The sequence below is a fragment of the Streptomyces lushanensis genome (assembly GCF_001700515.1).
Taxonomy (GTDB): domain Bacteria; phylum Actinomycetota; class Actinomycetes; order Streptomycetales; family Streptomycetaceae; genus Streptomyces; species Streptomyces lushanensis.
On sequence record NZ_MAUD01000267.1, the window covers coordinates 1 to 13,280 of the forward strand.

At 68.5% G+C, this 13,280-nt stretch carries 10 protein-coding genes and 1 tRNA gene; 6 read left to right on the top strand and 5 right to left on the bottom strand.

All coding sequences use genetic code 11. The features are described 5' to 3' along the window. From BFF77_RS21440 to purM, 4 genes are all read left to right on the top strand, one after another. A partial coding sequence (locus tag BFF77_RS21440; protein ID WP_066952386.1) for a sterol carrier family protein occupies positions 1-541 on the top strand: 541 nt, incomplete at its 5' end. 59 nt (positions 542-600) lie between these two features. Then, positions 601-1,491 carry an META domain-containing protein gene (locus BFF77_RS21445; RefSeq protein ID WP_066952388.1) on the top strand — a complete coding sequence of 297 codons (891 nt, stop codon included), beginning with the start codon at positions 601-603 and terminating at the stop codon, positions 1,489-1,491. A gap of 84 nt (positions 1,492-1,575) precedes the next feature. After that, positions 1,576-3,102: an amidophosphoribosyltransferase gene (purF, locus tag BFF77_RS21450; RefSeq protein ID WP_066952390.1), complete on the top strand. Its 1,527-nt coding sequence runs from the start codon at positions 1,576-1,578 to the stop codon at positions 3,100-3,102. A 158-nt stretch (positions 3,103-3,260) separates the two neighbouring features. After that, on the top strand, positions 3,261-4,331 hold the full coding sequence (gene purM / locus BFF77_RS21455; protein ID WP_066952392.1) for a phosphoribosylformylglycinamidine cyclo-ligase: 1,071 nt from the start codon (positions 3,261-3,263) through the stop codon (positions 4,329-4,331). Positions 4,332-4,589: 258 nt separating this feature from the next. Here the strand turns inward: purM and BFF77_RS21460 are convergent, their stop codons facing one another. Further along, the gene (locus BFF77_RS21460) at positions 4,590-4,841 is read right to left on the bottom strand and encodes a DUF3073 domain-containing protein (protein ID WP_046508206.1); all 252 of its coding nucleotides are present in this window, start codon (positions 4,839-4,841) and stop codon (positions 4,590-4,592) included. Positions 4,842-5,121: 280 nt separating this feature from the next. Beyond that, positions 5,122-6,204: a Leu/Phe/Val dehydrogenase gene (locus tag BFF77_RS21465; protein WP_066952398.1), complete on the bottom strand. Its 1,083-nt coding sequence runs from the start codon at positions 6,202-6,204 to the stop codon at positions 5,122-5,124. A 160-nt stretch (positions 6,205-6,364) separates the two neighbouring features. On the opposite strand from BFF77_RS21465, the gene BFF77_RS21470 reads away from it, so the two are divergent. Both BFF77_RS21470 and bldC read left to right on the top strand, forming a co-directional pair. Continuing rightward, the gene (locus tag BFF77_RS21470; protein ID WP_066952400.1) at positions 6,365-7,204 is read left to right on the top strand and encodes a DUF8083 family protein; all 840 of its coding nucleotides are present in this window, start codon (positions 6,365-6,367) and stop codon (positions 7,202-7,204) included. Between the two features lie 548 nt (positions 7,205-7,752). Then, a complete protein-coding gene (bldC, locus tag BFF77_RS21475; RefSeq protein WP_003949541.1) occupies positions 7,753-7,959 on the top strand; it encodes a developmental transcriptional regulator BldC in 207 nt (68 codons plus the stop codon). A gap of 548 nt (positions 7,960-8,507) precedes the next feature. Here the strand turns inward: bldC and BFF77_RS21480 are convergent. The 3 genes from BFF77_RS21480 to hrpA all read right to left on the bottom strand — a co-directional run bounded on the left by BFF77_RS21480 (position 8,508) and on the right by hrpA (position 13,139). Beyond that, complete coding sequence (locus BFF77_RS21480; RefSeq protein ID WP_066952394.1) at positions 8,508-8,714, bottom strand: DUF6274 family protein; 207 nt, start codon at positions 8,712-8,714, stop codon at positions 8,508-8,510. Between the two features lie 261 nt (positions 8,715-8,975). Next, positions 8,976-9,050: transfer RNA gene (locus BFF77_RS21485), tRNA-Asp, on the bottom strand. 102 nt (positions 9,051-9,152) lie between these two features. Then, entirely contained in the window at positions 9,153-13,139 is a 3,987-nt protein-coding gene (gene hrpA / locus BFF77_RS21490) for an ATP-dependent RNA helicase HrpA (RefSeq protein ID WP_066952396.1), read from the bottom strand. Between the last annotated feature and the right edge of the window lie 141 nt (positions 13,140-13,280).

Consider the following 13,280-nt stretch of genomic DNA (forward strand, 5'->3'; position numbering starts at 1 on the left):
CGCGACCGCCGATCTCGCCTCGGACATCAGCCAGGACGTCAAGGCGGTCGCGGTGTCCGCTTCCCCCGGCGAGTTGTTCGAGCGCACCGCCGCGCGGATCGGCGCCCTGCTGCCCGCAACTCCCGACGATCGGATACTCGCGACGCGGGTCGGTGCCATGCGGCTCGGTGACTTCCTGGTCACGCGGACCGTCGAGCTGGTCGTCCATACCGACGACCTCAACCGGGCCGTGGCCGGGCTGGGTGTTCCCCACGACCGGCAGGCTCTCGCCGCCTGCACCCGGCTGCTCGCCGACGCGCTCGCCGTGAAGGCGCCCGGCGCGTCGACGGAGGTGCGGATTCCGCCGTACGCCGTGGTGCAGTGCGTGGAGGGCCCGCGGCACACCCGTGGCACGCCTCCCAACGTCGTGGAGACCGATCCGCTCACCTGGATCCGGCTCGCCACCGGCCGTACGACCTGGCGCGAGGCGCTTGACGCGGCGCAGGTCAGCGCGAGCGGGGAGCGCGCGGATCTGGGTGAATTGCTTCCGCTCATGGGGTGACGGCGGTGTCGGCGCGCGGAGTGACGGAACCGTACGCCGCGACGCCCCGTCCCACGGATATGCGGAAACAGAAGATCACCAACATCACTGCGACCACCGCCATCACCACGGTCACCGCTGTCGCACTGTTCACGCTGACCGCCTGTGGTACGGAGTCCGGCTCCGGCAGCGGCTCCGGCGGTTCCGTACAGTCCGATCTGCCTCTCACCGACGTCCACTGGAGCGTCGACAGTCTGACCGTCGACGGCAAGAAGACCGCCGCGCCCGCGGGAGCGAGCGTGGAGATCGGCGCCGACGGCCGGGCCAGCGCGCGTACGGGCTGCAACACCATCGGCGCGGATGTCAGCGTCGACGGCGACACGATCACCGTGGGTGATAAAGAGTCGACGCTGATCGGCTGCCCCGAGCAGCTCCAGGAATTCGAGAAGGCCCTCGGCGGAGCCTTCGCCGGAAAACTCAAGGCCGCCGTCAAGGACGTCGAGGGAGGGTCCGCCGAGGACCGGCGGCTCACGCTCACCACCGCCGACGGCGACACGATCACCCTGACCTCCGCGCCGCCCGTCCCGCTCACCGGTACGGAGTGGACCGTCAGCGCGCTGGCCGACGGCGCCACCGCGACCTCCCTGCCTCAGGGCACCGACGGCAAGGCGCATCTCACGTTCGGTAAGGACGGTTCCGTGGAAGGCAGCCTCGGCTGCAACAGCTTCCGCGGCACCGTGAAGATCTCCGAAGCCGCGGACGGGGCCGGGGAGAAGGCCGCCTCCACGCTCACCTTCGGGCGGCTCTCCGCCACGCGCAAGCTCTGTCCGGGACCCGAGATGACCCTGGAACGCCAGGTGCAGAAGGTGCTGGAGGGCAAAGTCACATATGAACTGCACCACCGCTCGCTGATCCTCAAGCACCCCGATGGCCAGGGCCTGAACGCCGTGGCCGCGGCTCCGGGCACGTAACGGGACCTCTTCCGACGGGCGATCGCGGAGCCGGCCCGCATCCCCAATTCGGACCAGTGGTCGATCTCGCCTACACTCGGTGGCGTGCCTCGTGGTGATGGACGACTCAGCCACGACCTGCTCCCCGGAGAGAAGGGCCCCCAGGACGCTTGTGGCGTCTTCGGAGTCTGGGCCCCGGGCGAAGAGGTCGCCAAGCTCACCTATTTCGGACTGTATGCCCTGCAGCACCGTGGACAGGAGTCCGCGGGCATCGCTGTGAGCAATGGTTCCCAAATCCTCGTTTTCAAGGACATGGGCCTGGTCTCCCAGGTCTTCGACGAGACCTCGCTCAGCTCCCTCCAGGGCCATATCGCGGTGGGTCACGCCCGCTACTCCACCACCGGAGCCTCGGTGTGGGAGAACGCGCAGCCGACCTTCCGGGCCACCGCCCACGGCTCCATCGCGCTCGGTCACAACGGCAATCTGGTCAATACCGCCCAGCTCGCCGGGATGGTCGCCGATCTGCCCAAGGAGAACGGCCGCTCGACCCGGGTCGCCGCCACCAACGACACCGATCTGGTGACGGCGCTGCTGGCCAGCCAGGTGGACGACGACGGCAAGCCCCTCACCGTCGAGGACGCCGCCGCCCGGATCCTGCCCGAGGTCCGGGGCGCCTTCTCGTTCGTCTTCATGGACGAGCACACCCTCTACGCCGCCCGTGACCCGCAGGGCATCCGCCCGCTGGTCCTCGGCCGTCTCGAACGCGGCTGGGTCGTCGCCTCCGAGGGTGCAGCCCTCGACATCTGCGGCGCCGCGTATGTCCGTGAGATCGAGCCCGGCGAGCTGATCGCCATCGACGAGAACGGTCTCCGCACCCAGCGATTTGCGGAAGCGAAGCCCAAGGGCTGTGTTTTCGAGTATGTGTACCTGGCCCGTCCCGATACGGACATCGCCGGCCGCAACGTCTATCTGTCCCGTGTCGAAATGGGGCGGAAACTCGCCAAAGAATCTCCCGTCGAGGCGGATCTGGTCATAGCGACCCCCGAGTCGGGCACGCCCGCCGCCATCGGCTACGCGGAGGCCAGCGGCATTCCGTACGGCTCGGGCCTCGTCAAGAACGCCTATGTCGGCCGGACCTTCATCCAGCCGTCCCAGACCATCCGCCAGCTCGGTATCCGCCTCAAGCTGAACCCGCTCAGAGAGGTCATCCGGGGCAAGCGCCTGGTGGTCGTGGACGACTCGATCGTGCGCGGCAACACCCAGCGGGCCCTGGTCAAGATGCTCCGGGAGGCGGGTGCCGCCGAGGTCCACATCCGGATCTCGTCCCCGCCGGTGAAGTGGCCGTGCTTCTTCGGTATCGATTTCGCCACCCGGGCCGAGTTGATAGCCAATGGGATGACGGTCGAGGAGATCGGGATCTCCATGGGCGCCGACTCGCTCGCGTACATCTCACTCGACGGGATGATCGAGGCGACCACGATCGCCAAGCCGAACCTCTGCCGCGCGTGCTTCGACGGCGAGTACCCGATGGATCTGCCCGATCCCGAGCTGCTGGGCAAGCAGCTGCTGGAGAACGAGCTGGCGGCGGGCCCGGCCAATACCGCGGCCACGGACGCGCTCCGCCGCCCGTAACGGTGGCGCGCGTCAGGGAGTGGGCGTGGAGCCGGTCCCGATGCCGGCGCCGCCGAGGTCGGTGAGGCCGCTCCCGCGATCCCCTCTCTCACGGCCGCCCCGCACCACTTCCCGCACCCACCTTTGACGACCGAATGCCGACAGGAAAGTACCCAGCCATGTCCGAGACGACTACTGGTGCCAGCTATGCCGCCGCGGGCGTCGACATCGAAGCCGGTGACCGCGCGGTCGAGCTGATGAAGGAGTGGGTGAAGAAGACCCGCCGCCCCGAGGTCCTGGGCGGTATCGGCGGCTTCGCCGGCCTCTTCGACGCCTCCGCCCTCAAGCGCTACGAGCGCCCGCTCCTCGCCTCCGCCACCGACGGAGTCGGTACGAAGGTCGATCTGGCCCGCAAGATGGGCGTGTACGACACGATCGGTCACGATCTGGTCGGCATGGTCGTGGACGATCTGGTCGTCTGCGGCGCCGAGCCGCTCTTCATGACCGACTACATCTGTGTCGGCAAGGTCCACCCCGAGCGTGTCGCCGCCATCGTCAAGGGCATCGCCGAAGGCTGTGTGCTGGCCGGCTGCGCGCTGGTCGGCGGCGAGACCGCCGAGCACCCCGGACTGCTCGGCGAGGACGACTTCGATGTCGCCGGCGCGGGTACGGGCGTGGTCGAGGCGGACCGGCTGCTCGGCGCGGATCGTATCCGTACGGGTGATGTGGTGATCGCCATGGCGTCCTCCGGTCTTCACTCCAACGGGTACTCACTGGTCCGTCATGTGGTCTTCGACCGGGCCGGCTGGTCGCTGGACCGGCAGGTCGAGGAGTTCGGCCGCACCCTGGGAGAGGAACTGCTGGAGCCCACCAAGATCTACTCGCTGGACTGTCTGGCGCTCACCAGGACGACCGAGGTGCACGCGTTTAGTCATGTCACCGGCGGCGGTCTGGCCGCCAATCTCGCCCGGGTGATCCCGGACGGGCTGCATGCCACGGTGGACCGCTCGACCTGGACGCCCGGCGCGGTCTTCGACCTGATCGGAACGGCCGGCCGGGTGGAGCGCCTGGAGCTGGAGAAGACGCTGAACATGGGAGTCGGCATGATCGCCGTCGTCCCGGCGGAGTCGGCCGATGCCGCGCTCATCACACTCGCCGACCGGGGAGTGGACGCCTGGGCCGCCGGTGAGATCACGGAGCGTGGCGAGCACACCACGGGCGCGGCGCTGACGGGCGACTACCGGAGCTGAGCCGGTCACCGGCCTCGGTCACCCGGACCGGTCGACGAACGATGCGAAGCGCTCATGACAGCACAGGACACCGTGCGAAAACCGGCCATGGACGTCATGGACGGCGGGCCACCGATCAAAGTCGGCCAAAGTCCGCCGATCCGCGTCGGGCGCTCATGGACCGCCCACGGCCCGGTGGACATCCGGGCAGCACAGAACCCGGTCCAGGACTACGGCCCCGGACCGGGCCACTGAGATACTGCTCTGGGTATACGGACGTCAAGCGCCGCGGCGCTGCGCCGAGGGCCCGGACTCGTCGTCCTCGTCCTCGTCGTCGTTGTACAGATCCGCGTACTGTGCGTACGGGTCGTCTTCCTCGTCGTCGTCCTCGAACGGCTCGCCGTTCGGCGGCTGACTCGAGGTCGACGCGCCCAGCTCGTTGGCCAGACGCGACAGGTCAGTCCCGCCGCTGTTGTACTTCAGCTGGCGGGCGACCTTCGTCTGCTTGGCCTTGGCCCGGCCGCGCCCCATGGCTCGACCCCCTCGGTGACGGGGCTCGACGGCCCCAGAGTCTTGACACGCGTTCATGAATCAGAACGAGCTCTCCGCGGAGAGACCCGTCCGTAGGGCTTCAACGGTACCTGCTTCCGCGGCCATACGGTACGCCGCCCGCATGACGCGCCCCGGCGCAGGACCAACGGGGCGCCCCGTCCTCGCTGGTCAGCGTCGATTTTAACCTCTTCTGGAGGGGCGACCCGCCGACCGGCGTGAGTCTCGTCTCCCGAACACCGGGACGCCCCTCTCCCGACCGTCAGCGGTGGCGGGCCTCCGCCATCCTGTGCTCGGCGATCCGGTCCGCCGCGGCGGCCGGCGGAATGCCATCTTCCTTTGCGCGTGCGAAGATCTCCAGTGTGGTGTCGAAGATCTTCGCGGCCTTCGCGCGGCACCGCTCGAAGTCGAAGCCGTGCAGCTCGTCGGCGACCTGGATCACTCCGCCGGCGTTCACCACGTAGTCGGGCGCGTAGAGGATCCCGCGGTCCGCGAGATCCTTCTCGACACCCGGATGCGCGAGCTGGTTGTTGGCGGCCCCGCACACGACGGTAGCGGTGAGGACGGGGACGGACGCGTCGTTCAGCGCGCCGCCGAGCGCGCAGGGAGCGTAGATGTCCAGCCCGTCGGTACGGATCAGCGCCTCGGTGTCGGCGACGGCGGCGACCTGCGGATACAGGTCCGTGATCCGGCGTACCGAGTCCTCCCGTACGTCCGTGACCACGACATGCGCGCCGGCCTCCAGGAGGTGTTCCACGAGATGGCGGCCGACCTTGCCGACGCCCGCGATCCCGACCGTACGGCCGCTCAGCGACGGGTCGCCCCACTGGTGCCGCGCGCTCGCCCGCATGCCCTGGAAGACTCCGTACGCGGTCAGGACCGACGAGTCGCCCGCGCCGCCGTTCTCCGGGGAGCGGCCCGTGGTCCACGCGCAGGTGCGGGCCACGACGTCCATGTCCTTCACGTACGTGCCGACATCGCAGGCCGTGACATACCGGCCGCCGAGCGACGACACGAATCGGCCATATGTGAGCAGCAGCTCTTCACTCTTGATCTGCTCCGGATCACCGATGATCACGGCCTTGCCGCCGCCGTGGTCGAGACCGGCCAGGGCGTTCTTGTACGACATGCCGCGGGAGAGGTTCAGCGCGTCGGCGACGGCCTCCGCCTCGGATCCGTAGGGATAGAAGCGGGTGCCGCCGAGGGCCGGGCCCAGGGCGGTGGAGTGGATGGCGATGACGGCCTTGAGGCCGCTGGAACGGTCCTGGCAGAGCACGACTTGCTCATGGCCCCCCTGCTCCGAGCGGAACAGGGTGTGCAGGACGCCGTCGGTCAGATCGGTCACGGTGGTGACTCCCAAGTACGAAGCGGCGGTGGGAAGTCCCTCCTGTGGGTGGGGAGGGACCGGCTGGGCAAGCAAGAGAGTAAGTCCTACGGGGGCGTAGATCAGCCGCAGTGCCCAGGATCACCCCCTGGAGGAGTACAGGCGTGGGACGATGCGCGGCATGCCGGCGGTGTCTTCTGTCCTCGTTCCTTACGCGTCCTACCTGCGGGTCTATGAGCCGCTGGCGGCCTTTCCCGAACCGGAGAGAGAGCATTGGACCCGCTACGCCAGACGTGACCGTACGCCCACCGCGCAGGACGAACTGCGCCGCTCCCTCGCCGACTTGCTGCCCACGCCGCCGGTGGCCGTGCCGGTGCACGAGAGCGGGGACGCGTTCGTCGCCGTGGTGGACGGAGTGGTGTGCGTCTGCCCGTGGCGTACCCGGCTGCGCGGCTGGCTGGCGCTGGAGGAACTGGCGGAGTCGCTGCCGGTGCCGCTGCTCGACGCGGTGCTGCCGCCGGTGGTGCGCGGCCAGGCCGCCGCGGACTTCGAGCGCTGGCGGGACCGGAATCCGGACGCGCGGCCCTGGATCAGGACGGCGGTCTGGCAGGTGCCGGTGGGCTGGTTCGCCCTCTTCTCCGACGACGAGCGGGAGTACGGGGCGGGCGGCCCCGGAGTGCCCGTACTGCGCTATCGGACGCCGATGGTGCAGGCCAGACGGCGGCTCGCCCGCGCGCTGAAGACGCTGCGGGAGACGGTGGACGACGGGCCGCTCATCGAAGGTCTGGTGGACGTGGGACGGTGGCTGGAAGAGTTCCATCCGCGGTCGCTGGTCGAACTGGACTACGGAGGTCTGGTGCACGCTCTCTCCGGGACGCAGCTCGCCGGGGACCATTCGGCCGCCGATGTGGCGACGGGGATCGCGGCGTTGCGGCTCGGGGACGGCGACGGCGCGGGAGCGGCGTACGGCCGGCTGACGGAGCGCTGGCGGGCTGTCAGGGAGCGGCTGTTCGCCAACTGACCGTTTCGGGCAGCCGATACCCGAACGGACGGGCAAGCGGGCGTGAACGGGCCTTGAACCGGGCTCGAAGCGGGTCTGAACGACGCCTGAATTCAGGCACTGAGGCACGGGTCCAGATCCGGGCCTATGCCCGCAAGCGTGACGGACCGCACTAACGGGGCTCTTGCGCCCATCGCCCCTCCTCGTGTCAAAATAGGACAAGGAGTCCGGGGAGGGCTCCTTCCGTCCAAGTGTGGGCGGATCGCTCAGCATTGCACGATGTACGGGGGGTCCAGTGGCTCCTGATCGCTCTGTGACTGATCGTATCTGTGACGTGACTGTCCGCTATGGCATGGTCCATCGGCTTCCGCCGCTGATGAACACCTCAGAGGGCAATTCCATCGGTTTGGCCGACGTGGCTGGACGGATGGTGTAGTTGTAGTGCCGAGGACAAGCCGTTCGTCCTATAACCGACTCGGCCCGCGTCCGCCATTTCGGGCAACGCGGGTCAAGGTGCAGAATTTAGAGGAAAGAACCGAGATGGTTCGGTTCTCCCGAGGAGGCCGCTCATGACCGCTCGCACCCCTGATGCCGAGCCGCTGCTGACCCCGGCTGAGGTTGCCACGATGTTCCGCGTGGACCCGAAGACGGTCACTCGCTGGGCAAAAGCCGGCAAGCTCACGTCCATCCGCACGCTCGGTGGGCATCGCCGGTATCGCGAGGCAGAGGTCCGCGCACTGCTTGCGGGTATTCCGCAGCAGCGCAGCGAGGCCTGACGCCTTTATTCACGGCTCAGCAAGGCGCAACAGGGCACTACGGAGTCCAACCGGGCTCACTGACCAGGAACAGCCGGGTCCCCCATATCCGGTCGTCCCGACCTATAGCTCCATACGACAGGTACCTGCCCCAACAGGTCCCATGCCTACGCAACACGGGTAAGTCGTCGATCGCGCTGGACTCCGCCGGGTCCAGCGCGATCTTTTTTGTGCGCCGGGAGACGGGTGTTCCTGCCCTGCTCGGCCGCTGTGTGAAAGGTGGGGCGGGTGTTTCCGGAGGGATTTCGAGGGCAGTGCAATTGCACATACTAAATTGATGGATTGTAGGAAGGGTGTAAGCGCTGCCCTTGGTCGAAATTGTTCCGTGATGCCCGTCACACCGTATGCCCCTTGTCGATGAGCTCTGTCCCACCCGCTGGATCCGACCGGATCGGTGCCGGCGCCGTCCCTGACCGCCGCCGCGGTCCGGTGGAGGGCCGCCCGGCGGGTGTGAGGCCGCCGGAGGCCGCCAGGGGGCCGCTCGGGGCCGTCGGGAGGGCGCGGGCGGCTCAGGGCGCGGACGACGCCAGATCGTCGGGTAACTCGTCCTCGAAGAAGCCGTCGGCGAAGCCGTCGTCGGCCGCGGAGGGCTCCATGGCGAGCCGCTGGAGACGGTGGCAGATCGGGCAGTAGCCCGTACGGTGCGGATGGCCTGAGGCCGCGGCCAGATGGGCGCGCAGCAGCGCGCGTGTCTCGTGCCTCGCTGTCGATGACATCCCGGACACCACCCCCCGGTGCGGGGCCCCGGACTGGGACGAACAAAGGGGCCCTGATGCTTAGGTACCCCCGGCGGATGACGCCGTCAAGACACTCAGGACCGTGCCCCGGGGATTTGGGCACGCCATTACTGGGCCCATACCAGGGCGTCGACGGCCCTTGCCGTCCCCGAGGAAGTCGGCCGCGCGGGGATCCCGCGCCTACCCCGGACGCGGGCATGCGAAAGGCCCGTATCCGATCGGATACGGGCCTTCTCGCTGCGGTCCTGACGGGATTTGAACCCGCGGCCTCCACCTTGACAGGGTGGCGAGCACTCCAAACTGCTCCACAGGACCAGGTTTCGCGGCCTTGTTTCCTCGGCTGCGAAACGAGACTCTACAGCAGCTCGCAGGGTGCGGTCGAACTGACCGATGGCGACGGGGCCGTCACGGCGGGCGTCATGGCGCCGCCGCGTCGATCGCCTTCATGATGCGCTTGTCCGAGACGGGCTGCGCCGTGCCCAGAGCGTGCGCGAAGTAGCTCACCCGCAGCTCCTCGATCATCCAGCGGATGTCCAGGACCTGCTGCGGCACCGGCCGCCCCCTCGGGAGCTGTTCGAGCAGCCAGGCGTACTCGTCCTGCATCTCGTGGACCTTCTCCATCCGTGTCGTGTCGCGCTGGACGGCCGTCGGCATCTGCTGCAGTCTCCGGTCCACCGCCACGAGGTAGCGCATCAGGTCCGGCAGCCGGCGCAGCCCGGCGCGGGTGACGAAGCCGGCCGGTACGAGCTCCGCGAGCTGGTCCTTGACGTCCTGGACGTTGTTCAGCAGCGTCAGACTGTTCGTGGCCTTCAGCCGGCGCTCACACGCCTGCCAGGCGGCGAGGATCTGCTGCACCTGGCCGACGGTCCGTACGGTCATGTCGACGAGATCGGCGCGGACCTTGTCGTACAGCTTCCGGAACGATTCCTCGTCCCAGGCGGGCCCCCCGTGGTCCGCGATCAGCCGGTCCGCCGAGGCCGTCGCGCAGTCGTCGAACAGCGCCTGGACCGAGCCGTGCGGATTGCGGGAGAGTGCCAGCTTCTGCTGGTTGGAGAGCTTGTCCGAGGCGAACTTCGCCGGATTCACCGGGATGTTCAGCAGGATCAGCCGCCGTGTCCCCGCCCACATCGCCTGCTGCTGCTCCGCCTCCGTGTCGAAGAGGCGTACGGCCACGGTCGCCCCCTGGTCGACCAGGGCCGGATACGCCTTGACCGGCTGGCCGGCCCGTCGCGTCTCGAAGACCCGGGAGAGGCTGCCGATCGTCCAGTCCGTCAGGCCCGTACGCTCGATCGACGCGCCGCCCGAGCGCTCCGCGGTGGCCGCGGCGGCCTGCGAGAGAGCCTGGCGGGCCTTGGGCCGCAGACTGAGCTTCAGCGCCTCCAGATCCTTGTCCTCGGCGATCTTGCGGCGCCGCTCGTCGACGATCCTGAAGGTGATCTTCAGATGGCCGGGCACCCGTGACAGATCGAAGTCGTCGCCCGTGACCGGTACGCCCACCATCCGCTGGAGCTCGCGCGCGAGCGTGACCGGCAGCGGTTCCTGGAGCGGCACCGCACGCTCCAGGAACGCCTTCGCGTAGTTCGGCGCGGGCACGTAGTGGCGGCGGATCGGCTTGGGCAGGGAACGGATCAGCTCCATGACCACGTCCTCGCGCAGCCCCGGGATCTGCCAGTCGAAGCCTTCGGAGGTGACCTGGTTGAGCACCTGGAGCGGTACGTGGACGGTCACGCCGTCCGCGTCCGCGCCCGGCTCGAACTGGTACGTCACACGGAATGTGAGCGGTCCCTGACGCCAGGAGTCCGGATAGTCGTCCTTGGTGACCGAGCCGGCCTTCTCGTTGATGAGCATCGACCGCTCGAAATCGAGCAGTTCCGGCTCCTCGCGGCGCTTCGCCTTCCACCAGGAGTCGAAGTGCGCGCCGGAGACCACGTCGTCCGGCACGCGCCGGTCGTAGAAGTCGTAGAGCGTCTCGTCGTCCACGAGGATGTCGCGGCGCCGTGCGCGGTGCTCCAGCTCCTCGACCTCGCCCAGCAATTTGCGATTGTCATGGAAGAACTGGTGATGCGTACGCCAGTCGCCCTCGACCAGCGCGTTGCGGATGAACAGCTCCCGGGAGATCTCGGGATCGATACGGCCGAAATTCACCTTGCGCTGGGCGACGATCGGTACGCCGTACAGCGTCACCTTCTCGAACGCCATCACGGCCGCCGCGTCCTTCTCCCAGTGCGGCTCGCTGTAGGTGCGCTTGAGCAAATGGCCGGCGAGAGGCTCGATCCACTCGGGCTCGATCTTCGCGTTGACGCGCGCCCAGAGCCGGGAGGTCTCCACCAGCTCGGCGGACATGATGAAGCGCGGCGGCTTCCGGAAGAGCGACGAGCCGGGGAACACCGCGAACTTGGCGCCGCGCGCGCCCAGATACTCGTTCTTCCCGGCGCTCTTCCCGGCGTTCTTGGCGGCCTCCGCACCGGCCTCCTTGACCTCTTTCATGCCGATGTGCGACAGCAGGCCCGCCAGCAGCGAGACATGGACGGACTGGTCCGCGGCGTCCTCCTCGTTGAGGTGGATGCCCATCTGCCGGGCGACCGTGCGGAGCTGGGAGTAGATGTCCTGCCACTCCCGGATCCGCAGGAAATTCAGATACTCCGACTTACACATACGGCGGAAGGCGGAGGAGGACAGTTCCTTCTGCTGCTCCCTGATGTACCGCCAGAGATTGAGGAAGGCGAGGAAGTCCGATGTCTCGTCCTTGAAGCGGGCGTGCTGCTGATCGGCCTGCGTCTGCTTCTCGGCGGGGCGCTCGCGCGGATCCTGGATGGAGAGCGCGGCGGCGATCACCATGACTTCCCGTACACAGCCGTTGCGGTCGGCCTCGATGACCATACGGGCGAGCCGCGGGTCGACCGGGAGCTGGGACAGCTTGCGCCCCAGGGGAGTGAGCTTCTTCTTCGGATCCTTCTGCGCGGCCTGGGACGGATCGAACGCGCCGAGCTCCTGGAGAAGCTGCACACCGTCGCGGATGTTGCGGTGGTCCGGCGGATCGATGAAGGGGAACCTCTCGATGTCGCCGAGGCCGGCCGCGGTCATCTGGAGGATGACGGAGGCCAGATTCGTACGGAGGATCTCGGCGTCGGTGAACTCCGGGCGGGACTCGAAGTCCTCCTCCGAGTAGAGCCGGACGCAGATGCCGTCGGACGTCCGGCCGCAGCGGCCCTTGCGCTGGTTGGCGCTGGCCTGCGAGACGCGCTCGATGGGCAGACGCTGGACCTTGGTGCGGTGGCTGTAGCGGGAGATACGGGCGGTGCCCGGGTCGATCACGTACTTGATGCCGGGAACGGTCAGCGAGGTCTCGGCCACATTCGTCGCGAGGACGATCCTGCGGGTCACGTTCCCGGAGGGCCGCTGGAACACACGGTGCTGCTCGGCGTGCGAGAGACGGGCGTAGAGAGGGAGGACCTCGGTGCCGCGCAGCTTGCGTTTCTCCAGGGCGTCCGCGGTGTCGCGGATCTCACGCTCACCGGAGAGGAAGACGAGGATGTCGCCGGGGCCCTCCGCGTGGAGTTCGTCCACGGCCTCGGAGATCGCGGTGATCTGGTCGCGGTCGCCGTCCTCGCCGTCCTCCTCCAGGAGGGGGCGGTAGCGGACCTCGACCGGATAGGTACGGCCCGAGACCTCCACGATGGGGGCGTCGCCGAAGTGGCGGGAGAAGCGTTCCGGATCGATGGTCGCCGAGGTGATGACGACCTTGAGGTCAGGGCGGCGGGGGAGGAGCTGGGCGAGATAGCCCAGCAGGAAGTCGATGTTGAGGCTGCGCTCATGGGCCTCGTCGATGATGATCGTGTCGTACGCGCGCAGCTCGCGGTCCGTCTGGATCTCGGCGAGCAGGATGCCGTCGGTCATCAGCTTGACGAAGGTCGCGTCCTGGTCGACCTGGTCGGTGAAGCGGACCTTCCAGCCGACGGCCTCGCCCAGGGGCGTGTTCAGCTCGTCCGCGACCCGCTCGGCGACGGTACGGGCGGCGAGCCTGCGCGGCTGGGTGTGTCCGATCATGCCGCGGACACCGCGGCCCAGCTCCAGACAGATCTTGGGGATCTGGGTCGTCTTGCCCGACCCGGTCTCGCCCGCGACGATCACGACCTGGTGGTCGCGTATCGCCTCCAGGATCGTGTCCTTCTTCTGGCTGACCGGGAGCTGCTCGGGATACGTGACGGCGGGCACCCGCGCGCCGCGCAGCCGCATCCGCTCGCCGGCCTTTCCGGCCTCACCGGCGATCTCGTCCAGCACGGCCTGCCGTGCCTCGGGTTTACGGATGCGCCGGGCGCCCTCGAGACGGCGGCCGAGCCGCTGCGCGTCGCGCAGCGAGACATCGGCCAGCAGGGTCTGGAGATCGGCGAAGGAAGTAGACATACCGAGCCAAGGATCTCACCCGCGGCTCAGCAGTGGCGAACCCATTTCGGGCGGGGCCGGCGGGGGTGTTGGCGGTGGGGACCGGGGGTGGGGCCGGAGGGTGAGGCGCGGGGACTTCGGGCGGGTGGAACGGGCGGCCGG